The organism is Streptomyces sp. NBC_00425 (assembly GCF_036030735.1).
In the GTDB taxonomy this organism is placed as follows: domain Bacteria; phylum Actinomycetota; class Actinomycetes; order Streptomycetales; family Streptomycetaceae; genus Streptomyces.
The window spans coordinates 4,146,479-4,167,339 of record NZ_CP107928.1; the positions used below are offsets into that span (position 1 = coordinate 4,146,479).

A 20,861-nucleotide genomic window follows, 5' to 3' on the forward strand; every position below is an offset into this window, starting at 1 on the left:
CCGCGGCTTCCCTCGTCGGCCCCGTCATGAAGGGGCCGCGGCCCTCCCCAGCTGATCCAGGGTGGCCGCGACCGCCGGCACATGGGCCAGGTCGGGCAGGGTGAGCGCGACGATCTCCCGCCGCACGGCCGGCTCCAGGGTCAGCGCCCGGACGCCGCGGGGCCGCACGGAGTCGATCGCCAGCTGGGGCAGGACGGCGACGCCCAGGCCGGCGGCGACCAGGCCGACCACCGCCGGGTAGTCGTCGGTCGCGAAGTCGATGCGCGGCGTGAAGCCCGCGCTCTCGCACACCTGGACCAGCTGGCCGCGGCAGCGCGGGCAGCCGGCGATCCACGGCTCGGCGGCGAGGTCGCCGATGGCGACGGCGTCCGGGGCTCCGGTGCGCGCGAGGCGATGACGCTCCGGGACGAGGGCCACCAGGCGGTCGGTCAGCAGCGGCCGTACGACCAGGTCGCTCCACTCGTCGTCGCCGGAGTCCCCGGCGCCGCCCGGGCGGACCGGACCCGGGCCGCTCGGGTGCGCCTCGCCGGTTTTCGCGCGGCCGGGCGTCGCACCGCCGGTTGTCGCGCCGTCGGATGCCGCCCCACCGGGCGTCGCGCGTTCGTAGCGGAAGGCGAGGGCGATGTCGCAGTCGCCCTCGCGCAGCAGTCGCACCGACTGCGGCGGCTCAGCCTCCTCGAGGGACACGCGGGTGCCGGGGTGCGCGGCGCGCAGCGCGGCGAGGGCGGTCGGGACGAGGGTGGAGCTGCCGCTGGGAAAGGACACCAGGCGGACCCGGCCGGCGCGCAGACCGGCGATGGCCGCGACCTCCTCCTCCGCGGCGGTGAGGCCCGACAGGATCCCGGCCGCGTGCCGGACGAGGGCCTGGCCCGCCTGGGTCAGCCGCATCTCGCGGCCGCTGCGGACCAGCAGCGGGGTGCCGACGGACGCCTCCAGGGCCTTCATCTGCTGGCTGACCGCCGGCTGGGTGCAGCCCAGTTCCCGCCCGGCCGCCGAGAAGGAGCCGGTGGCGGCGACGGCGCGCAGGACGCGGAGATGACGTGCCTCGATCATGCGCCGAGCATAAGGGAGTCTTGGGTTGCCGTGCGAATAATGCGTCGACACTTTGATGTCGGTCGCCTATCGTGCCGCCATGAGGCTTCTGTCCGTGAATCTGGGCCGCCCGACGGCCGTGCCGTACACCGACCAACCCCAGGGCCTGACCGGCATCGACAAGCAACCGGTCGAGGGCCCCGTGCGGGTGTCCGCGCCCGGGCCGAAGGGCGTCGGGGCGAGCGGCCTGGCCGGGGACGCGGTGTGCGACCTGCGCCATCACGGCGGCGACGACCAGGCGGTGTACGCCTTCGCCCGCGAGGACCTCGACGCCTGGGAGCGCGAACTGGGGCGCACGCTGGCCTCCGGCGCGTTCGGCGAGAACCTCACCACGACGGGGCTCGACGTGTCCGGCGCGCGGATCGGCGAGCGCTGGCGGATCGGCTCCGAGGTGGTGCTCGAGGTGAGCGCGGGGCGGATACCGTGCCTCACCTTCCAGGGGCACCTGGGCGAGCGGCGCTGGGTCCGGCGGTTCACGGAGAAGGCGGCCACGGGCGCGTACCTGCGGGTGATCGTGCCGGGCGAGATCCGCGCGGGGGACGCGGTGGAGATCGTCCACCTGCCGGATCACGAGGTGACGGCCCGTATGCAGTTCCAGGCCGTCACCACGCACCGGGAGCTGCTGCCCCGGACGCTCGCGGCGGGTGCGGCCCTGCATCCGCAGACGCTGGCCGCGGCACGGAAGTATCTGGCGCGGCACGGAGAGTGACGCCGTCGGGGTCAGCGGCGCTCACGCGACCTTCACGTTCGGGAGGCCGCGTGCAGAGAACGGACGGACCCGCTCCGGGTCACTAACCTTCTGTCATGACAACGGCTCTCATCACGGGTTCGACCGCGGGCATCGGCGCCGCGTTCGCCCGCAGACTGGCGGCGGACGGGCATGATCTCGTCCTCGTCGCACGGGACACCAAGCGGCTGCGCGAGCAGGCGACCGAGTTGCACGACCGGCACGGCATCGAGGCGGAGGTGCTCACGGCCGACCTGTCGACGGACGAGGGCATCGAGGCGGTGGCCGTCCGGCTGGGCGACCGCAAGAAGCCCGTCGACCTGCTGGTCAACAACGCCGGCTTCGGCAACAAGGGCCGCTACCTCGACGTCTCCATGGCGGACGAGCTGACCATGCTCAAGGTGCACTGCGAGGCGGTGCTGCGGCTGACGTCCGCGGCGGCTGCCACGATGCGGGAGCGCGGGCGCGGAGGCGTCGTCAACGTGGCCTCGGTGGCGGCGTTCGTACCGCGCGGGACGTACGGGGCGTCCAAGGCGTGGGTCGTGCAGTTCACGCAGGGCGCGGCGAAGGACCTGGCCGGGACGGGCGTGCGGTTGATGGCCCTGTGCCCGGGCTTCGTGCGCACGGAGTTCCACGAGCGGGCCGGGATGGGCACGGACAACATCCCCGGATGGATGTGGCTGGACGCGGACAAACTCGTCGCGGCGGCGCTGCAGGACCTGGCGCGCGGGAAGTCGGTGTCGATCCCCGATCCGCGGTACAAGGCGCTGATGGGGCTGGTGAAGGTGACCCCGCGGTCGCTGCTGGGCGGCGTCAGCTCGAGGACGGGACGCAAGTACGGGCCCCAGTAGCGGACCCCGCCGGCGGACCCCGGCGGCAGGCCCGCGGGCGGGTGGCGTCGGCGCTCCGGTGGGAAGATGGCCGTGTCCGAACACCGGATCCAGGGGGGCCGGAGGCGACGTCATGACGTTCGTACAGCTCATCGACTGCAGGACCAGCCGGTTCGACGAGATGGACCGGCTGATGGACACGTGGGTCGAGCAGACCAAGGGCAAGCGGACCGCCACGCACGCGGTGGTCGGCAAGGACCGCTCCGACGCTTCGCACTTCATCGAGATCGTGGAGTTCCCCTCGTTCGAGGAGGCGATGCGGAACTCGAACCTCCCGGAGACCGGCAAGGTCTTCCAGGAACTGGTGGCGCTGTGCGACGAGATGCCCACCTTCACCGATCTCGACGTCGTGCGGGACGAGCGGCTGTGCGCGGCGACGGCGCGGCGGTTCCTCGAGACGGTGGCCGCCCCGGGCGAGCTGGCACCGCTCGACGGCCTGCTGGCGCAGGACTACCACGACCATGATCCGTCCAACGTGCAGGACGTGATCGGCATGGACGCGATGCGGCGCCAGGTCGAGATGTGGCGCCGCGGCTTCGCCGTCACGTTCACCGTCGAGGACCAGATCTCCGAGGACGACCGCGTGTGCACCCGCTGGACGTTCGACGGGACGCACCACGGCGAGTTCATGGGCCTCGCGCCCACCGGCCGGGAGGTCACCATGACCGGGACGACCGTCTTCCGGTTCGACGACGACGGCAGGATCGCCGAAGGCTGGTGGCAGTACGACCGCCTCGGCCTCATGGCCCAACTGGGAGCGCTGGACTCCCTGGAGACCTGACGGCACGTCACGCGACGCCGCCCCTGCGGGAAAAGACCCCCGTTCCTCACCACGGACCGGAACGGGCGCCTTCCGCGCCGCGTTGCCCAGCCTCATCGAATCGCGGGCCGGGCTCCGGCGGCTGCCGGTGCGGGCAGGGCCGGGATCCGTCGGCCGGGGGGGTGGGCGCCGACGGGGTGGACGGCGCCGAGAAGCGGGGGGTGACCGGATCGCCTATCGTGGAATGCGGTGAGCCGAACGGGACTCACCCTGCCGGGGCGATCTGGTTCGCAGTCCCCGACGACACATCTCATCCCGTGGGGCCGTGAGTACACCGGCCGCCATGTCCCCCCAGCCGCGGCGCATCCCCGGTGAGCGCTGTGCCGACCGACTGCGACCACCACCCCGACCACCACCACGGCCACCGTGCCTGCACGTGCCGTCCGACGGATCATCCCGATCCGTTCGCGGCATCGGCGGCATCTGCGGCCTCCGCGGACGCACGGGTGAGGCCCCGGAAAGGGCCCACGCGCCCGGTCGCGGGCGAATCGAGGAACGGAGACACCATGGCAATGCTCCGCCTGACCATGAAAGCCGCGTTGTGCGCGCTCGTCGCGTTGATGATGGCCGCCGTCTGGGCCCAGCCGGCGAACGCGTGGACCTGGGCCACCAGGGTGACCGTGTACAACGGCGGCGGCCTGTGCGTACAGGGCACCGCGGGCATCGATCACCAACGCCCCGGCGCGTTCTCCGGCAATCTCGCCTACGCGGACACCTACGCACTGACCCCGGGCTGCGCGACCGGTCAGGCCAGGCCGGACGGCTGGGCCGCCGCGCGGGCCACCGTCTACCGGTGGAACGGTTCCGCGTGGGCGGTGTGCCGCACCAGCCCCTGGAAGTACGGCGCCACAGGACAGGCGGGCGGCGAGTTCCCCGGACCGTACGGCCCTGAGCAGGTGTACGACTGGGGCGGTTGGCAGTCCTGCGGGACGGGCTACTACGGCACGATCGCCTCGGCCTACGTCTGGGACGGCTCCGCCTGGCGTGGCGGCGACGTCTGGTCCGGCTACGAGTTCGCCTCGCCGACCTCGCTCCGGGACAACCGGCCGTCCGCGCCCGACACGCGTCCCGCGCCGCCTTCCTCCCACCCGCCGGTGGAGGCGGGAGCCCGGTAGCGCCGGGAGCACACCGCGTACCCCGGATACTCCGGCCGTGCGTGTCCGGCGGATCCCCGAGGACCCGCCGGACACCCGGCCGCGCAGAAGGACGACGGGGTACGACGGTGACCGGACGGGCGAGGCCCGGCTCCCTGTCGGGGGCCGGGCCTCGGTGGTGGTGCGGAGTCTGACCTGGGGTCAGTGGGAGTGGCCGTGGCCGTGACCGCCGGCGGCCGGCTCCTCCTCTTCCTTCTTCTCGACGACGAGGGTCTCGGTCGTCAGGAGGAGGGAGGCGATGGAGGCGGCGTTCTCCAGGGCGGAGCGGGTGACCTTGACCGGGTCGATGACGCCGGCCTTGACCAGGTCGCCGTACTCGCCGGTCGCGGCGTTGAAGCCCTGGCCCTTCTCGAGCTCGGCGACCTTGGAGGTGATGACGTAACCCTCGAGGCCCGCGTTCTCGGCGATCCAGCGCAGCGGCTCGACGGCGGCCTTGCGGACGACCGCGACACCCGTGGCCTCGTCGCCGGTCTTGTCGAGGTTGCCCTCGAGGACCTTGACGGCGTGGACGAGCGCGGAACCGCCACCGGAGACGATGCCCTCCTCGACCGCGGCGCGGGTCGCGGAGATGGCGTCCTCCAGACGGTGCTTCTTCTCCTTCAGCTCCACCTCGGTGGCGGCGCCGACCTTGATCACGCACACGCCGCCGGCCAGCTTCGCGAGGCGCTCCTGGAGCTTCTCGCGGTCCCAGTCGGAGTCCGTGTTCTCGATCTCGGCCTTGATCTGGCCGACGCGGCCCACGACGTCCTCGGAGCTGCCGCCGCCGTCGACGATGGTGGTGTCGTCCTTGGTGACGGTGACGCGGCGGGCGGAGCCCAGCACGTCGAGGCCGACCTGGTCGAGCTTGAGGCCGACCTCCTCGGAGATGACGGTGGCGCCGGTGAGGACGGCCATGTCCTGCAGCATCGCCTTGCGACGGTCACCGAAGCCCGGGGCCTTGACGGCGACCGCGTTGAAGGTGCCGCGGATCTTGTTGACGACGAGGGTGGAGAGCGCCTCACCCTCGAGGTCCTCGGCGATGATCAGCAGCGGCTTGGAGGAGTTGGTCTGGATGACCTTCTCGAGCAGCGGCAGCAGGTCGGCGATCGAGGAGATCTTGCCCTGGTTGATGAGGATGTAGGGGTCCTCGAGGACGGCCTCCATGCGCTCCTGGTCCGTCACGAAGTACGGCGACAGGTAGCCCTTGTCGAAGGCCATGCCCTCGGTGAAGTCCAGCTCCAGACCGAAGGTGTTGGACTCCTCGACGGTGATGACACCGTCCTTGCCGACCTTGTCCATCGCCTCGGCGATGAGCTCGCCGACCTGCGTGTCCTGCGCGGAGAGCGCGGCCACGGCGGCGATGTCGGACTTCTCCTCGATCGGGCGGGCGGTCGCGAGGAGTTCCTCGGACACAGCCTTGACCGCCGCGTCGATGCCCTTCTTCAGGGCGGCCGGGGAGGCGCCGGCGGCGACGTTCTTCAGGCCCTCGCGGACGAGCGCCTGGGCCAGCACGGTGGCGGTGGTCGTACCGTCACCCGCGATGTCGTTGGTCTTGGTCGCCACCTCCTTCACCAGCTGGGCGCCGAGGTTCTCGTACGGGTCGTCGAGCTCGACCTCGCGGGCGATGGTGACGCCGTCGTTGGTGATGGTGGGAGCGCCGAACTTCTTGTCGATGACGACGTTGCGGCCCTTGGGGCCGATCGTCACCTTGACCGTGTCGGCAAGCTTGTTGACGCCGCGCTCGAGGGCGCGACGGGCGTCCTCGTCGAACTTCAGGATCTTCGCCATGGGAGCGGTTCAGCCCTCTCGGAAAAAGTGGGAGAAACGAACTGCGCCCCCGGCGCCCGGCTTCACAAACACGCGGGGCCAGGAGCGCAGTTCACTGCAAAACTGGGTGAATTACTTCTCGATGATCGCGAGCACGTCGCGAGCCGAGAGGACGAGGAACTCCTCGCCGTTGTACTTCACCTCGGTGCCGCCGTACTTGCTGTACAGGACGACGTCGCCGACCTTGACGTCGAGCGGCAGGCGCTCGCCGTTCTCGAAGCGACCCGGGCCCACCGCGAGGACAGCGCCCTCCTGGGGCTTCTCCTTCGCGGTGTCCGGGATGACCAGGCCAGAGGCGGTGGTCTGCTCGGCGTCGAGCGGCTGGACCACAATGCGGTCCTCGAGCGGCTTGATGGCAACCTTGGAGCTGGTGGTCGTCACGATCCGACCTCCCCCTTCGGAGATCTCACGGGGTTAACTGTCTGAGGTGGCGACCAGGTGGATCCGTCGTCGCGGGTGCCGGACCTGCCCGTCGCTGTGTTGGCACTCTCCAGTGGCGAGTGCCAGAGCCGAGACTATGACCGCGATTAGCACTCGGTCAAGCGGAGTGCCAATGCCCGCGGCGCGTCGGCCGGATTTCCGGCCGGCGCGAGCCCCTCAGAGGTAGTCCTCCAGACGGGCCACCGTCAGGTGCTGGTCCTGGATCTGGCGCAGGAGTCGCGTCGTCCGGTCCCGCAGGTCCGGGGCCGTCGTCTCGTCCGGGGCCACGGCGATGACGTCGCCGGGGTGGAGCCGGTGGGGGCCGTGCGCGTAGGCGAGGGCCGTGGGCCCCATCGAGGCACGCCAGAGGACGACGGCCGAGATGCCGCAGTCGGCGGCGGCGCGTCGGGTGGTGGCGTCATAGGCGCCGTAGGGCGGGCGGAGGAGTCGGGGGCGCAGGCCGAAACGGGCGCGCAGCTTGTCCTGCTGGCCGCAGATCTCGGCGCGCTGGCCGGCGTAGGGCAGACCGCGCAGCGCCGGGTGGTCCAGGGTGTGGTTCTGGACGCTGGCCCCGACCGACTGCAGCCGCGCCAGTCGGCCGTAGCCGGGGCCGATCACGCTGTCGGTGAGGAACATGCTGACCGGCAGGCGCAGTTCGCGGACCATGTCGACGAAGCGGGGGTCGCGTTCGGCGCCGTCGTCGTAGGTGAGGAAGACGACCCGGTCGGCGGTCGGGACGTGGTCCACGACCGGCGGGAGGGCCGTTCCGGGGCTGCCGGCCAGGGAACGCGCCGGGTGGGCCGGGGCGGGGGCCAGGGGGGCCGTCAGACCCCAGCGGCGGTAGGCGGGCTGCCCGGCGGCCGGGCCGGCGGGGTGGACCCGGGCCGCGGCCTTCCTGCCCAGCCGCTCGATCGGGTCGACGGACTGGGCGCAGCCGCTGAGGGTCGTCAGGACGAGCGCGGTGAGCGCGACGAGCAGGACGGCCGCCTCTCCCGCGCCCTTCTGCCGCGCCCTCACAGGTAGTCCTCCAGACGGGCCACCGCGTAGCCCTTCGCCGTGACCTTGTCCAGGAAGCGGCGGACCAGGTCGGGCATGGTGCCCTTCCATTCGCCGCGGCCGCGGAAGTGGCTCAGGACGATGTCGCCGGGGTGCAGGTCCCGGTCCCCTTCGCGGTACTCCCAGTGGTCGACGAAGACCTCCTCGTCCCAGAGCGGGGCGTAGCGCACGCCGCAGCTCTTCGCGGCGCGCAGGGTGTCCTGGTCGTAGTTGCCGAAGGGCGGCCGGAAGAGGGCGGGGCGGGTGCCGTAGCGCTCCCGGATCACCTCCTGCATCCCGCAGATCTCGTGTTTCTGACGGGCGTAGGAGAGGGCCGGCAGGTAGGGGTGGTGGAGCGTGTGGTTGTTCAGGGCCGCCCCCCGGTCCTGCATCTCCTTGAAGTATCCGTAGTCGTCCTTGATCAGGTAGTCGCTGAGGAACGCGGTGTACGGGATCTTCAGCTCGCTCATCATGCGCAGGAACGCCGGGTCCTTCTCGGCGCCGTCGTCGATGGTGAGGAAGACGACCCGGTCCTCGGTGGGGACCCTGGTGAAGACCGGCGGGAGACCGAGCTCCTCGTGGTCGTCGACCTCGAAGCCCTTGCGGGTGGTGATCTCCGGCTTGTGCGCGGGCGGCGCGGGGGGCGTCAGCGGGACCTTTCTCAGGCCCCAGCGCCCGGCCGCGGCGACCCGGGCCTGGTGGGCGGCGCGGAGCCGGGCGGCGTAGCCGTACAGGGCGCGGGCGGGGGCGACCACCGGGGGCGCCGCCTTCTCCGGCTGCTGTCCGGGCGCGGGGCGGGTCGTGCGGCCGGCGCCCCCTCCGGCGCAGCCCGACGCGACGGCCGCCAGCGCGAGGACGGCGACGAGGCTCCTGATTCCCGCGGCGGCACGGGTCCCGGAGCTGTGCGTTCCCCTGCGGCTACGGAGCCCCGTCCGGGGGCGGGTTTGTGTGCGGGGGCGGCGGCGGGCCGGCCCGTCGAGGCCGTTCATGTCATTTTGTACGACAGGTCCCATGGCGCCGGATCTTCGCAGTCGCCCCTGCCGAACCCGGTCCCGACACCGCCGCCGGGGGCGCGCTGTCCACCGACTGGCCCACAATGACCCGGTGAACGACCTCGCCCCCCTGCGCACTCCCGAGGGCCGCGCCCTCCTCGACGCGGTGCGCGGCACCGCCCCCGCCGACGAACTCGCCGTCGCCACCCGGCTCCGCCGCGAGCATCCCGCCGACCTGGTCTCCGCGGCCCTCGGCCAGGCCCGGCTGCGGCAGCGGGCGGCGGTGAAGTTCGGGGCGCGGGACGCGGAGCGGATGTTCTTCACGCCGAACGGGGTGGAGCAGTCGACGCGGGCGAGTGTCGCCGGCTACCGGGCCGAGCGGATGAAGGCGCTCGGCGTGACCTCCGTCGCCGACCTGTGCTGCGGGATCGGCGGGGACGCGATCGCCCTCGCCCGCGCCGGGATCCGGGTGCTGGCCGTGGACCGGGACCCGGCGGCGGCCGAGGCGGCGCGCGCGAACGCCGAGGCGCTCGGGCTGGGCGAGCTGATCGAGGTGCGGGAGGCGGACGTCACCGAGGTGGACGCCCGCGGTTACGACGCCGTCTTCGTGGATCCCGCGCGCCGGGGCGGCCGGGGGCGCATCTTCGATCCCGAGGCGTACTCCCCTCCCCTGTCGTGGGCGGTGGGCGCCGCCCTCGCCGCCCCGCGCGCCGCCCTCAAGATCGCGCCCGGGGTGCCGCACGAGGCGATCCCCGCCGAGGCCGAGGCCGAGTGGATCTCGGACGGCGGGGACGTCAAGGAGGCGGTGCTGTGGTTCGGGACCGAGCCGGGAACCGTCCGGGCCACCCTGCTGCCGGGGCCGCGCACCCTGCTCGGCGCCGGTCTGCCCGACCCCCGCGTCCGGCCCGTCGGGCGGTATCTGTACGAGCCGGACGGCGCCGTCATCCGGGCTCATCTGGTCGCCGACGTGGCCCGGGAGCTCGACGGCGGACTGGTCGACGAGACCATCGCCTACGTCACCGCCGACGCCCTGCACCCCACCCCGTATGCCACCGCATACGAGATCACCGATCAACTCCCCTTCGGCGTCAAGAAGTTGAAGGCCCTGTTGCGGGAGCGGGGGGTCGGTGTCCTGACCGTGAAGAAACGGGGTTCGGCGGTGGAGCCGGAGGAGCTGCGGAAGAAGGTGCTTCCCAAGCCGCAGGGTTCCGAGGCGGTGACGGTGTTCCTCACGCGGGTGGCGGGCGCCCCGACCATGCTGATCGGGAAGCCCGCCTCCGCCTGAAGCCGTCAGTCCGACGCCGCGGCCCGGTGCAGCAGCAGGCGCCGTTCGCGTGCGCTGGCCGTCAGCGCCGCCGCCCGTTCGAACTCGGCCCGGGCCTCCGCGGTGCGGCCGAGGCGGGACAGCAGGTCGGCCCGGACGCTCGGGAGCAAGTGGTACTCCCGCAGCGCGGGTTCGGCCGTCAGGGCGTCGACGATGGCCAGGGCGGCCGCCGGGCCCTCGGTCATCGACACGGCGACCGCGCGGTTCAACTCGACCACCGGGGAGGGGAAGCGGGCCGCCAGCAGCCCGTACAGGGTGGCGATGCCCGCCCAGTCGGTCCGGTCGTACGTGTACGCGTGCGCATGGCAGGCCGCGATGGCCGCCTGGAGGGCGTACGGGCCCGGGGGCGCGCCCGCCGCCACGCTCCGCGCCCGGTCGAGGGCGGTGATGCCGCGCGCGATCAGCATGCGGTTCCAGCGGCGGCGGTCCTGGTCCTTGAGCAGGACGGGCGTGCCGTCGGGGGCGGTGCGGGCGGCCGACCGGGACGCCTGGAACTCCAGCAGCGAGACGAGGCCGTGGACCTCGGGCTCCTTCGGCATCAGCGCCGCCAGCTGCCGCCCCAGCCGCAGGGCGTCCTCGCACAGCGCCGGGCGCAGCCAGTCGTCACCGGCGGTGGCCGCGTACCCCTCGTTGAAGATCAGGTAGATGACGTCGAGGACGGAGCCGAGCCGGGCCTCGCGGTCGGGGCCGTACGGCACCTCGAAGGGCACGTTCCTGGTCGCCAGGGTCTTCTTGGCGCGCACGATCCGCTGGGCGACCGTCGGCTCGGGGACCAGGAAGGCGCGGGCGATCTCCGGTGTGCTCAGGCCGCCCAGCAGACGCAGGGTGAGGGCGATGCGGGACTCGGCGGAGAGCACCGGATGACAGGCCGTGAAGACGAGCCGGAGCAGGTCGTCGTCGATGTCGTCGGGGTCGGCGGGCTCCTGGGGCGGGGCGGTGGTGGTCTCCAGGTCGCGGCCGATCTCCTGGAGCTTGCGGGCGTGGTTCTCACGCCGGCGGATCAGGTCGACGGCACGACGCCGGGCGGTGGTGGTCAGCCAGGCGCCGGGGTGGTCCGGCACGCCGTCGCGCGGCCACTGCTCCAGCGCGGCGACCAGGGCGTCCTGGGCCAGTTCCTCGGCGACGCCGACGTCCCGCACGAGTCGGGCGACGGCGGCGATGACGCGGGGGGACTCCAGACGGAAGACGGTCTCGATGGCCGTACGGGTATCCGGGGCGGTACACCGGTCCGGGGCGGCCGTACGGGTACGCCGGTCCGGGTCGGCCGCACCGGGCTCCGGGTCGGCCGTACGTCTGTCCGGGGCGCCGTCGGAAGGCGGGGCGCCGCCGGGGTCCGGGGGCGTACGGGGGTGCGAGGGCGGGCCGGGGTCCGGGGCGGGCTGTCGTTCCACAGCTCACCATCGAACACCCGGCGCCCGTTCAGGCCAAGAACGCTCAGCCTTCCGCGATTTCCCGCACCTCGCAGGTCACCGTCCAGTGCTCCTCGTGCACCTTCAGGAACCTCTTCGTCCATTCGACGGCCTCGGCCATGTCCTTGCACTGCATGATCGCGTAGCCGCCGACGACCTCCTTGGCCTCGGTGAAGGGCCCGTCGGTGAGGGTGATCTTCCCGCCCTCCCAGTGCGCGCGGACGCCCTGCGCGGACGGGGTCAGCCCGGCGGTCTCCAGCATGACGCCGGCCTTGGTGACCTCCTCGATCAGTTCGCCCATCCGCTGCATCAGCTCCGGGCTGGGGCCCTCGGCCGGGGCGGTGGCCTCGTCGATCTTCACGAGCGACAGATAGCGGGGCATGGTGACTCCTCGGGTGCGGTGAGCCGGGTCATTCCCGGCCTCTCCCCCCTGCGTCGAACGGCGGCGGGCCGGATCGACACCCTGACCGGAATCTATTTCAGCGACTTCCACAGCGCGCTCGCCGCCGGCTCCCGCGCGACCACCCGGTTGGGGTCGGAGGGGGCCGGCACCACGGGCATGGTGACCGTCCGGACGTGCCCGGCGGACAGGCCCTGCAGGCTCCGGCCGAGTTCCGTCAGCTCGGCGAGCGAGTCCAGACCGGTGTCGGTGGTCAGACTGCCGGTGATCGCGTCGGCGGCCTTGTACAGCTCGGCGGGGCTCGTGAGGAGGTCGGTGGAGGCGATCTGCTCCAGCAGGGCCTTCACCAGTTTCTGCTGGAGGCCTATGCGGCCGAGGTCGCTGCCGTCGCCTATGCCGTGCCGGGTGCGGGCCAGGGCGAGGGCGCGGGCGCCGTTCAGATGGTGGGTGCCGGCCGCGAGGTGCAGATGGCTGTCGTCGTCGTCGATGTCCTCGTCGGTGGTGACGGTGACCCCGCCGAGCGCGTCCACGAGTTCGGCGAAGCCGGAGAAGTCGACCTCGACGTAGTGGTCCATACGGACGCCGGTGATCGACTCGACCGTCTTGACGGCGCACACCGGGCCGCCGACCGCGTAGGCGGTGTTGAACATCGCGCCGTACGCCGTCGCGGTCGAACCGCCGTCGGGCAGCGGGCAGGAGGGCCGGGTGACGAGGGTGTCGCGCGGGATGCTGACGACCGTGGCCGTCGTGCGGCCGGCGTCGATGTGCACGACCATCGCCGTGTCGGAGCGGGCGCCGGTGCTGTCGCCGCCGCCGAGCGCCTGGTTCGCCGCGCCGCTGCGCGAGTCCGAGCCCAGCACGAGGAGGTTCACGGGCTCGGTGGGCGCCGGGGAGGCGGACGCCGGGGCCGACGGGGTCGTGACCGCCTTCGCCGGCCGGTCGTCGCCGAGCGCGTTGTCGATGTCGACGCTCTTGATGTTGCCGTTGAGGTGCCGGTAGGCCCAGCCGGCCGTCCCGACGCCCACCGCCAGGACGGCGGCCAGTGTGAGGCCGGCGGCCTTCAGTGCTCTCGACCGCCGGCCCGCTCCGCTGCCGGTTTCGCCGTGCTCCTCGAGTCCCGTCACAGGAGAGAACGTACGTCCGAATTATGAGGATGGGGTTAGGAAGGGGTTCACGGACGCGCCTTGCGCGGGAGGTCTCGCGGTCCTGTCCCGGTCATCCCAACGTGATCGTGGGGGCCGGGTTGCTCCCGCTCCAGTTCGCGTTGAACCCGAAGCTCACCGAACCGCCGTCCGGGACCGTCCCGTTGTACGAGGCGTTCGCGCACGACACGGCCGCGCCCGACTGGGTGCAGACGGCGTTCCAGGCCTGGGTGATCTGCTGGCCCGCGCCGTAGGCCCAGGTCACCTTCCAGGACGACAGCGAGGCTCCCGAGCAGGAGATCGTCACGTTCCCGGTGAACCCGGTGTTCCACTGGCTGCCCACGCTGTAGGCAGCCGCGCACCTGCCGGTCGGCGGCACCGGCGTGTTGGTGCCGCCGAGCGCCTCGGAGATGCCGTAGTACGCCGGTTTGGGCGCGTAGTTCGCGTCGTACGGGGTCGCCGCCCCCTCCCCCGGGAAGGTGCTCTCCACCCAGGAGTCGGAGTCGGTGAAGCCCCAGACCGTGAGGTTGACGCATCGTGTGACGGCGACACAGGCGGCGGTGACCGCCTTGTAGTCGGCCTTCTGTTGCGCGAGCTCGGCGCTGTCGGAGGGCAGGCTCATGCGGATGTCCAGCTCGGTGATCGCCACGTCCACGCCGAGGTCGGCGAAGCGCTGGATGTTCTGCTGGAACGTGGACGGCACCTGGCCGAGGACCAGGTGCGCCTGCAGCCCGACCCCGTCGATCGGGACGCCCCGCGCCTTCAGCGACTTGACCAGGTTGTACAGGGCCGTCGACTTCGCGTTGACGCCCTCGACGTTGTAGTCGTTGACGTAGAGCCTGGCGGCCGGGTCGGCGGCCCGCGCCCGGGTCAGGGCGGTGGCGATGTAGTCGGCGCCGAGGCCGTTGTACCAGAGGGTCGGGCGGTAGGTGCCGTCCTCGTTGAAGGGCTCGTTGACGACGTCCCAGGCGGCGATCTTCCCCTTGTAGCGGCCGACCTCGGTGTCGATGTGGTTCTGCAGCAGGGTGCCGAGCTGCGCGGACGTCCAGCTGCCGTTGGCCAGCCAGTTCGGGTTCTGGCTGTGCCAGACCAGGGTGTGGCCGCGCACCTGCTGGTCGTGGGCCTGGGCGAACGCCACGATCCGGTCCGCCTCGGCCCAGTCGAAGACGCCCTGCGTCGGCTCCACCGAGCCCCACTTCATGGCGTTGCCGGGGGTCAGCGAGGAGAACTGCGCCCCGGCGACGTCGCCGTAGACACCGGTGAGCTTGGAGCCGGTGACGGCGGTGCCGACGACCTTCCCCTTGGCGGCGCCGAGGTCGCGCAGCGGGACGTCGGCGGCGTGCGAGACGGGCGCGGCGACGAGCAGGGCCGCCGCGGCGGCGGCGCCGGTGACCAGGGCGGTGAGCCGGGCGGTGAGCCGGGGCCCCGACGAAAGCGGCCCGGGGGACGGTCGGGGAGATGTTCTGGAGGATCTCATTGCGGGTGCCTCCGAAAGTTTCGGTTGTTCAACCGATTGACTTCGGTGGAGTGTGGGGGCATCCGACACACCCGTCAATACGTCAACTTCCGGCCGCGGGCGGCACACCCGTGCTCGTCCGCACCACGAGGCTGGTGGCCAGCTCCACCCGCGTCGCCGTCGGCGCCTCCCGGGAGACCGACCGGCCCAGTTCCAGGACCAGCCGGGCCGCCGCCTCGGCCATCTCGGTCAGCGGCTGGCGCACCGTCGTCAGCGGCGGGCCGACCCAGCGGGCGACCGGAAGGTCGTCGAAGCCGACCACGCTCACGTCCTCCGGGATGCGCAGGCCCAGTTCGCGGGCGGCCTCGTAGAAGCCGAGCGCCTGGAGGTCGTTGCCGGCGAAGACGGCGGTGGGCCGGTCCGGGCGGTCGAGCAGCTCGCGGCCCAGCCGGTATCCGGTCTCGTGGTGGAAGTCGCCGATCTTGATCAGTCCCGGCTCGACCGGCAGCCCGGCGGTCTCCAGCGCGGCCCGGTAGCCGTCGATCCGGGCCCGGCTGCACATCATCTGCGGCGGCCCGCTGATCGCCCCGATCCGGCGGTGCCCCAGCTCCACCAGGTGCCGGGTGGCGGCGAGGCCGCCCTGCCAGTTGGTCGCCCCGATGGACGGCACGTCGGCGCCCGGGTCGCCCGCCGGGTCCATCACCACGAACGGGATGGAGCGGCTGGTCAGCAGCGCCCGCTGGGACTCGTCGAGCCCGGACAGCACCAGCACCACGCCGTGCGGGCGACGGGCGGCGACCTGGTCGGCCCAGGTCCGCCCGGGGGTGAGCCGGCCGGCGCTCTCGCTGAGCACCACGCTCAGCCCGGCGTCGCGGGCCACGTTCTCCACACCCCGGATGACCTCCATCGCCCAGGCGCTCTCCAGCTCGTGGAAGACCAGGTCGATCAGAGGGGAGCGGGTCGCCTCCGCGCGGCGGCGCCGGTATCCGTGGGTGCGCAGCAGCTCCTCGACGCGGGTGCGGGTGGCGGGGGCGACATCGGCGCGGCCGTTGAGGACCTTCGAAACAGTCGGTGCCGACACGCCGGCCTCGCGGGCGATCTCCGCGAGCGTCGCGGTCTGCGTCGGCCGCGCTTCTGTCCGCGTTTCTGTGGGCTCCGAGGGTGTCATGGCGGCGATCGTATCGTCACGCGACCTCTTGACGAACCCATGCCGACGCCATAGGTTCCCGGAACATTCGGAATGTAGCTCGAAACATTCGACAGGACGCCCGCCCTGTCGGACGCTCCACAGGATTCCAGGGCGCACCCTCCCCCTGGTGGCTCACCGACCTCTGACAGGAGTTTCATGACCACCGCCCCCTGGCGTGACCCCGCCCTGCCCGCCGCCGCCCGCGTCGACGATCTCCTCGGCCGGATGACGATCGAGGAGAAGACCGCCCAGCTGTACGGCGTGTGGGTCGGCGCCGCGACGGACGGCGGGGGAGTCGCCCCGCACCAGCACGACATGACCGCCGCATACGACTACGACGAGCTGATCACCCGGGGGCTGGGCCAGCTGACCCGCTCCTTCGGCACCGCGCCCGTGGACCCGGCGCTCGGCGCCCGCGCGCTGGCCGGCGCCCAGCGGCAGATCGTCGCCGCCGGCCGCTTCGGCATCCCGGCGGTCGCCCACGAGGAGTGCCTGGCCGGATTCACCGCCTGGCGGGCCACCGCCTACCCGGTCCCGCTGGCCTGGGGCGCGGCCTTCGACCCGCCGCTGGTCGAGGAGGTGGGCCGGGCGATCGGCCGGGACCTGCGCGCGATGGGCGTCCACCAGGGCCTCGCCCCGGTCCTGGACGTCGTCCGCGACCCGCGCTGGGGACGGGTCGAGGAGACGATCGGCGAGGACCCGTATCTCGTCGGCACGGTCGGCACGGCCTACGTCCGCGGGCTGGAGTCCGCCGGGGTCGTCGCCACCCTCAAGCACTTCGCCGGCTACGCCTCCTCGGCGGGCGCCCGCAACCTGGCTCCGGTGCGGGCGGGCACCCGCGAGTTCGCGGACGTCACCCTGCCCCCGTTCGAGATGGCGCTGCGCGAGGGCGGCGCCCGCTCGGTGATGGCGGCCTACACCGAACGCGACGGCATTCCGGCGTCCGCCGACCCCGAACTGCTGACCGGCCTGCTCCGGGAGGAGTGGGGTTTCACCGGCACGGTCGTCGCCGACTACTTCGGCATCGGCTTCCTGCAGACCCTGCACCGGGTGGCCGGCACCCCCGTGGAGGCGGCCCGGCTGGCGCTGGACGCCGGCATCGACGTCGAGCTGCCCACCGTGAAGTACTACGGCGACGCGCTGGCCGACGCCGTGCGCGCGGGCGAGGTGCCGGAGGAGCTGATCGACCGGGCCGCACGCCGCGTCCTGCTGCAGAAGTGCGAACTGGGCCTGCTGGACGAGGACTGGCAGCCGCACGTTCCCGAGTCGGTGGACCTCGACCCGCCCGCGAACCGCGCGCTGGCCCGCCGGCTGGCGGAGGAGTCGGTGGTCCTCCTGGACAACCCCGACGGGCTGCTCCCCCTCTCCCCCGACGCCCGGGTGGCCGTGATCGGACCGCGGGCGGCGGACGCGCTGGCGATGCTCGGCTGCTACTCCTTCCCGTCCCATGTGCTGCCCCACCACCCCGAGGTGGAGACCGGCATCGACATCCCGACGCTGCTGGAGTCGCTGCGGGCCGAACTCCCCGACGCGAAGGTGACGTTCACCGAGGGCTGCGGGGTCTCCGACCCGGACCCCTCCGGGTTCACGGAGGCCATCACGCGCGCCTCGGAGGCCGACGTCTGCGTGGCCGTCCTCGGCGACCGGGCGGGCCTGTTCGGGCGGGGCACGTCCGGCGAGGGCTGCGACGTGGCCGATCTGAGCCTGCCCGGCGTCCAGGGCGCACTGCTGGACGCACTGGTCGCGACGGGCGTCCCGGTCGTCCTCGTGCTGCTCACCGGCCGCCCGTACGCGCTGGGCCGCTGGCACGGGCGGCTGGGGGCGGTCGTCCAGGCGTTCTTCCCCGGCGAGGAGGGCGGCCCTGCGGTGGCCGGCGTGCTGTCGGGCCGGGTGAACCCCTCGGGCCGGCTCCCGGTGAGCGTGCCGCGCGTGCCGGGCGGCCAGCCGTGGACGTACCTGCAGCCGCCGCTCGGCCTGGCGGGCCAGGTCAGCAGCCTCGACCCGACCCCGCTGTTCCCCTTCGGACACGGGCGCTCGTACACGGCGTTCACCTGGGAGGACTTCACCGGCCCGGACGCGGAGATCGGCACGGACGGCTCGTACGACGTCTCCGTCACCGTACGCAACACCGGCGAGCGGGCGGGTGCGGAGGTCGTCCAGCTGTATCTGCACGACCCGGTGGCCGGGGTGACCCGCCCCGACGTGCGGCTGATCGGCTACCAGCGACTGGAGCTGGCCGCCGCCGAAGCGGCACGCGTGACCTTCCGCTTCCACGCCGACCTGTCCGCCTTCACCGACCGTTCGGGGCGGCGGGTGGTCGAACCCGGAGACCTGGAACTGCGGTTGGGCGCCTCCAGCGCCGACGTCCGGGCCACCGCCCGGCTGCGGCTGACCGGGCCGGTGCGCGAGGCGGGGGCGGGGCGCCGGCTGCGCTGCGAGGCGGAGGTCGTGCACAACTGAGGTGCGGAGCGGGGGTGGGGGCGTGTCAGAATCCGCCGAACCTCCGGCACAGGCGACGGGAACGCCATGGACACCCCGATATCCGCACCCACCTCCTCCCCCACCTCCTCCCCCACCGCGCCCGACCCGGCGTCCGGGGACCACCCGCGGCGCGACTGGCTGCTCGGCTTCGCCATGCTGGCGCTGGCCCGGCTGCCCGAGGCGGTCCTGGTCTGCGCCCTGTACGTGTCGGGTCTGCGGTGGGTGGCGGCCCTCCTGCTGGGCCTGGCCGTCCGCAGGGTCGCCCGGACCGTCTCGGCGGCTCACGGCCCGCTGCCCGGACGGGCGGTGCGGCCCCGGGACGAACCCGCACTCGCGGAACTGGTACGGGACGTGGCCGGGCGGCTCGACTTCCACGAGCCGCTGCTCGTGCGCATCGTGCCGACCGTCCGGGCGGCCCTGGGACGCACGAGGATCGACGGCGTGCGCACCCATGTGCTCCTCCTCGGCCTGCCCCTGCTGCGCAACCTGACCGAGGCCGAGCTGGCGTCCGTGATCGCGCACGAGCTGGCCCACGAGAGGCACCTGCGCGACCGGCGTCACGGTCTCCTGCGGTTCGCCCGCGCACAGCTCGCCGAGCGGCTGGAGGGCCGGTTCCGTCCGCTGGCGCCGTTCGCCGCGCCGCTGCTGCGCGCCTCCCGGTCCGCCCTCTGGCGCGCCGAGACCGCGGCCGACGCCGACGCGGCCCGGATCGCGGGCGCCGAGGCCACCGCCGGAGCGCTGCACCGGGTCGGACTGTTGGACGCGGCCTTCGAGGCGCTCGGCGAGCGCTGGCTGTCGGGGCTGGCGCAGCAGGACGCCTGGCCGGAGGACTTCTACGACGCTTTCGACGCCGCCGTGAGCGACCCGTACGTCGCCCGCCGGGCCGCCCGGGCAGCCGCCGACGAGGACGCCGTGGACCCCTACGGGACGGCCGACCACCCGCCCCTGGACCGCCGCGCCGCCGCGCTGCCGGCCCACGCCGGGTCCCCCTTCGGCAGCGCGGTGCTCACCCTGCGCACCGGGGCCTCCGTGGAGGAGTGGTGCGTCCGGGAACTGACCGGGCTGGACCGGGAGCCGGACGAAGAACCGCACGACGACGAGGTGAGCGCGGTGCTCCTCCTCGGTCTGCCGCACGACCGGCTGCGCGAACTCGGCTTCGACACCCGCCTCGACGTCCTGCACGCCGTCCGCCGGGACAGTGCGCCGCAGGCGGTGGCCGCGGTCCTGGACGCCCTCGCCGACGGTACGGGCCCGCTGCTCGCCCGCCGTCTGGAACCCGCGCTGCGGTGGGCGCCGGCGACGGTCCGCCCGGCGCTCACCCGGGGCGTCCTGGCGAACGCCGTGAGCCCGGTCTTCGCCGAGGCGTTGTGCGCGGCCGGCTGGACGTACTCCGGCCGCTGGCTCACGACCGTCGTCACACCGCCGGACGACGGCAGCGCCGTCGACGTGCACGAGGTGCTCGACGACGCCCTGCGCAGCGGCGACCTGGTGCCGCTGCGCACCCTGTGGGCGTCCACCGAACCGAAGGAGTGGGACGTATGAGACGCCCCGGCCCCGCCCTGCGGGTAGGTCTCCTGGGCATGGCCGTCACCCTCGTCGGCTACGCCCTGTTCGCCGCGTGGCTCGGCCTGCACGCCCAGCGTTACGCCGACGCCCGTGACCGGGCCACCGCGACGGCCGTCGGCGTCGTCGTGGAGGACGGCATCGGCGACGAGGACGACGTCCGCGTCCGCTGGACCGACTCCCTGGGCGGGGTCCACGTCCAGCGCTTCGCGATCTACGACACCGACCGCCGCCCCCGGGGCGCCGACTTCCCGGTGGCCTACGATCCCGACGACTCCACCCCCGAGGGCTTCCCGGCCGACGGCGACGAGACGGCGGTGGAGGACGACCTGATCTCCCCCGCCCTCCTGGGCGGCCTGGCCGTCGTCCCCCTGACGTGCGTCTGGGCCTGGCGCGGTCTGCGGTTTCGGCTGCGGGTGCGCCGCCCCGGCCGTCCGACGAGGGGACGCGTCCGCTTCGGCCGGCGTCCGGGCGCGGCGGTGCGGGGCGCGCGGACGACGTGGCTGAGGCTGACGGCCCCCGACGGGAGCGGCCGTCACTGGCAGCGCGTCATGTGGCACCCGGCGCTCGAGAGGATCTCCGGCGAGGTCGAGGTCCACCTGCACCGCGCGGGCGACAGCAGCCGCCGCCCGGCCGCCGTCACGCTTCCCGACGGCACCCGGCTGGTCCCTCTCGGAAGGCTGCGCGAGCACCGCCCGCCGTTCCTGGTCTTCGACGACGAGGAGGCCGTCCGCGCTGACCTGCGGGACGCGTTCGTCCTTCCCGCCGACGCCCTCGCGCGAGCGCCCCGGCCCTGGTGGCGGGGCGCGGTGACCGCCGCGTCCGGCACCGCGCTCGGCGCGCTCGGCGGCCTCCTGCTGACCGGCGGCGCCCTGGTCTCCACGGTGGCCGTCGCCCTGGCCGCGGGGACGCTGCTGGCGTCCGTGTGGGCGCTGTCCGCTCCACAGCCGTAGAACCCGCG

18 protein-coding genes are annotated in these 20,861 nt (G+C 73.2%); 8 read left to right on the plus strand and 10 right to left on the minus strand.

Going from position 1 to position 20,861, the window contains the following annotated elements; all coding sequences use genetic code 11:
• Positions 1-24: 24 nt before the first annotated feature.
• Entirely contained in the window at positions 25-1,053 is a 1,029-nt protein-coding gene (locus tag OHS82_RS17550; protein WP_328434128.1) for a LysR family transcriptional regulator, read from the minus strand.
• Between the two features lie 79 nt (positions 1,054-1,132).
• Here OHS82_RS17550 and OHS82_RS17555 point away from each other — a divergent pair, with 79 nt between their 5' ends.
• The 4 genes from OHS82_RS17555 (at position 1,133) to OHS82_RS17570 (ending at position 4,644) form a co-directional block, all read left to right on the plus strand.
• Positions 1,133-1,801, plus strand: coding sequence for an MOSC domain-containing protein (locus OHS82_RS17555; protein WP_057584779.1), 669 nt, complete (start codon positions 1,133-1,135; stop codon positions 1,799-1,801).
• 95 nt (positions 1,802-1,896) lie between these two features.
• Positions 1,897-2,670 (plus strand): SDR family NAD(P)-dependent oxidoreductase, encoded by a 774-nt coding sequence (locus OHS82_RS17560; protein ID WP_057584638.1) that lies wholly within the window; start codon positions 1,897-1,899, stop codon positions 2,668-2,670.
• Between the two features lie 112 nt (positions 2,671-2,782).
• Positions 2,783-3,490, plus strand: coding sequence for an ester cyclase (locus tag OHS82_RS17565; RefSeq protein WP_057584639.1), 708 nt, complete (start codon positions 2,783-2,785; stop codon positions 3,488-3,490).
• A 545-nt stretch (positions 3,491-4,035) separates the two neighbouring features.
• Positions 4,036-4,644: a hypothetical protein gene (locus OHS82_RS17570; RefSeq protein WP_157876483.1), complete on the plus strand. Its 609-nt coding sequence runs from the start codon at positions 4,036-4,038 to the stop codon at positions 4,642-4,644.
• A 180-nt stretch (positions 4,645-4,824) separates the two neighbouring features.
• Here the strand turns inward: OHS82_RS17570 and groL are convergent, their stop codons facing one another.
• The 4 genes from groL to OHS82_RS17590 form a co-directional block, all read right to left on the minus strand.
• On the minus strand, positions 4,825-6,450 hold the full coding sequence (gene groL, locus OHS82_RS17575) for a chaperonin GroEL (RefSeq protein WP_057584641.1): 1,626 nt from the start codon (positions 6,448-6,450) through the stop codon (positions 4,825-4,827).
• A 111-nt stretch (positions 6,451-6,561) separates the two neighbouring features.
• On the minus strand, positions 6,562-6,870 hold the full coding sequence (gene groES / locus OHS82_RS17580; RefSeq protein WP_057584642.1) for a co-chaperone GroES: 309 nt from the start codon (positions 6,868-6,870) through the stop codon (positions 6,562-6,564).
• Between the two features lie 216 nt (positions 6,871-7,086).
• Complete coding sequence (locus OHS82_RS17585; RefSeq protein ID WP_443061785.1) at positions 7,087-7,926, minus strand: polysaccharide deacetylase family protein; 840 nt, start codon at positions 7,924-7,926, stop codon at positions 7,087-7,089.
• The gene (locus OHS82_RS17590) at positions 7,923-8,957 is read right to left on the minus strand and encodes a polysaccharide deacetylase family protein (RefSeq protein WP_370444236.1); all 1,035 of its coding nucleotides are present in this window, start codon (positions 8,955-8,957) and stop codon (positions 7,923-7,925) included. The genes OHS82_RS17585 and OHS82_RS17590 overlap by 4 nt, the downstream gene beginning before the upstream one ends.
• Positions 8,958-9,048: 91 nt before the next feature.
• Here OHS82_RS17590 and OHS82_RS17595 point away from each other — a divergent pair, with 91 nt between their 5' ends.
• The gene (locus OHS82_RS17595) at positions 9,049-10,221 is read left to right on the plus strand and encodes a class I SAM-dependent methyltransferase (protein WP_057584643.1); all 1,173 of its coding nucleotides are present in this window, start codon (positions 9,049-9,051) and stop codon (positions 10,219-10,221) included.
• 5 nt (positions 10,222-10,226) lie between these two features.
• Here the strand turns inward: OHS82_RS17595 and OHS82_RS17600 are convergent, their stop codons facing one another.
• From OHS82_RS17600 to OHS82_RS17620, 5 genes are all read right to left on the minus strand, one after another.
• The gene (locus OHS82_RS17600) at positions 10,227-11,456 is read right to left on the minus strand and encodes an RNA polymerase sigma factor (protein ID WP_057584782.1); all 1,230 of its coding nucleotides are present in this window, start codon (positions 11,454-11,456) and stop codon (positions 10,227-10,229) included.
• Positions 11,457-11,694: 238 nt separating this feature from the next.
• The gene (locus OHS82_RS17605) at positions 11,695-12,051 is read right to left on the minus strand and encodes a YciI family protein (protein WP_057584644.1); all 357 of its coding nucleotides are present in this window, start codon (positions 12,049-12,051) and stop codon (positions 11,695-11,697) included.
• 92 nt (positions 12,052-12,143) lie between these two features.
• A complete protein-coding gene (locus OHS82_RS17610; RefSeq protein ID WP_328434129.1) occupies positions 12,144-13,193 on the minus strand; it encodes an LCP family protein in 1,050 nt (349 codons plus the stop codon).
• Between the two features lie 91 nt (positions 13,194-13,284).
• Entirely contained in the window at positions 13,285-14,688 is a 1,404-nt protein-coding gene (locus OHS82_RS17615) for an endo-1,4-beta-xylanase (protein ID WP_079041656.1), read from the minus strand.
• An 82-nt stretch (positions 14,689-14,770) separates the two neighbouring features.
• Positions 14,771-15,835 (minus strand): LacI family DNA-binding transcriptional regulator, encoded by a 1,065-nt coding sequence (locus OHS82_RS17620; protein ID WP_057584646.1) that lies wholly within the window; start codon positions 15,833-15,835, stop codon positions 14,771-14,773.
• A gap of 177 nt (positions 15,836-16,012) precedes the next feature.
• Between OHS82_RS17620 and OHS82_RS17625 the strand changes: the two genes are divergently transcribed.
• The 3 genes from OHS82_RS17625 to OHS82_RS17635 all read left to right on the plus strand — a co-directional run bounded on the left by OHS82_RS17625 (position 16,013) and on the right by OHS82_RS17635 (position 20,853).
• Positions 16,013-18,316 (plus strand): glycoside hydrolase family 3 N-terminal domain-containing protein, encoded by a 2,304-nt coding sequence (locus tag OHS82_RS17625; RefSeq protein WP_057584647.1) that lies wholly within the window; start codon positions 16,013-16,015, stop codon positions 18,314-18,316.
• A gap of 66 nt (positions 18,317-18,382) precedes the next feature.
• Complete coding sequence (locus OHS82_RS17630; protein ID WP_057584648.1) at positions 18,383-19,879, plus strand: hypothetical protein; 1,497 nt, start codon at positions 18,383-18,385, stop codon at positions 19,877-19,879.
• On the plus strand, positions 19,876-20,853 hold the full coding sequence (locus OHS82_RS17635; protein ID WP_057584649.1) for a hypothetical protein: 978 nt from the start codon (positions 19,876-19,878) through the stop codon (positions 20,851-20,853). Before OHS82_RS17630 ends, OHS82_RS17635 begins: the two co-directional genes overlap by 4 nt.
• The last annotated feature ends 8 nt before the right edge of the window (positions 20,854-20,861 follow it).

Excerpts from the sequence above, each read along its gene's own strand:
- OHS82_RS17605 (WP_057584644.1), bottom strand. The coding sequence starts at position 12,051 with ATGCCCCGCTATCTGTCGCTCGTGAAGATCGACGAGGCCACCGCCCCG.
- OHS82_RS17555 (WP_057584779.1), top strand. The coding sequence starts at position 1,133 with ATGAGGCTTCTGTCCGTGAATCTGGGCCGCCCGACGGCCGTGCCGTAC.
- OHS82_RS17570 (WP_157876483.1), top strand. The coding sequence starts at position 4,036 with ATGGCAATGCTCCGCCTGACCATGAAAGCCGCGTTGTGCGCGCTCGTC.
- OHS82_RS17550 (WP_328434128.1), bottom strand. The coding sequence starts at position 1,053 with ATGATCGAGGCACGTCATCTCCGCGTCCTGCGCGCCGTCGCCGCCACC.
- OHS82_RS17620 (WP_057584646.1), bottom strand. The coding sequence starts at position 15,835 with ATGACACCCTCGGAGCCCACAGAAACGCGGACAGAAGCGCGGCCGACG.
- groL (WP_057584641.1), bottom strand. The coding sequence starts at position 6,450 with ATGGCGAAGATCCTGAAGTTCGACGAGGACGCCCGTCGCGCCCTCGAG.
- OHS82_RS17590 (WP_370444236.1), bottom strand. The coding sequence starts at position 8,957 with ATGGGACCTGTCGTACAAAATGACATGAACGGCCTCGACGGGCCGGCC.
- OHS82_RS17635 (WP_057584649.1), top strand. The coding sequence starts at position 19,876 with ATGAGACGCCCCGGCCCCGCCCTGCGGGTAGGTCTCCTGGGCATGGCC.
- OHS82_RS17565 (WP_057584639.1), top strand. The coding sequence starts at position 2,783 with ATGACGTTCGTACAGCTCATCGACTGCAGGACCAGCCGGTTCGACGAG.
- OHS82_RS17615 (WP_079041656.1), bottom strand. The coding sequence starts at position 14,688 with ATGAGATCCTCCAGAACATCTCCCCGACCGTCCCCCGGGCCGCTTTCG.
- OHS82_RS17560 (WP_057584638.1), top strand. The coding sequence starts at position 1,897 with ATGACAACGGCTCTCATCACGGGTTCGACCGCGGGCATCGGCGCCGCG.
- OHS82_RS17625 (WP_057584647.1), top strand. The coding sequence starts at position 16,013 with ATGACCACCGCCCCCTGGCGTGACCCCGCCCTGCCCGCCGCCGCCCGC.
- OHS82_RS17630 (WP_057584648.1), top strand. The coding sequence starts at position 18,383 with ATGGACACCCCGATATCCGCACCCACCTCCTCCCCCACCTCCTCCCCC.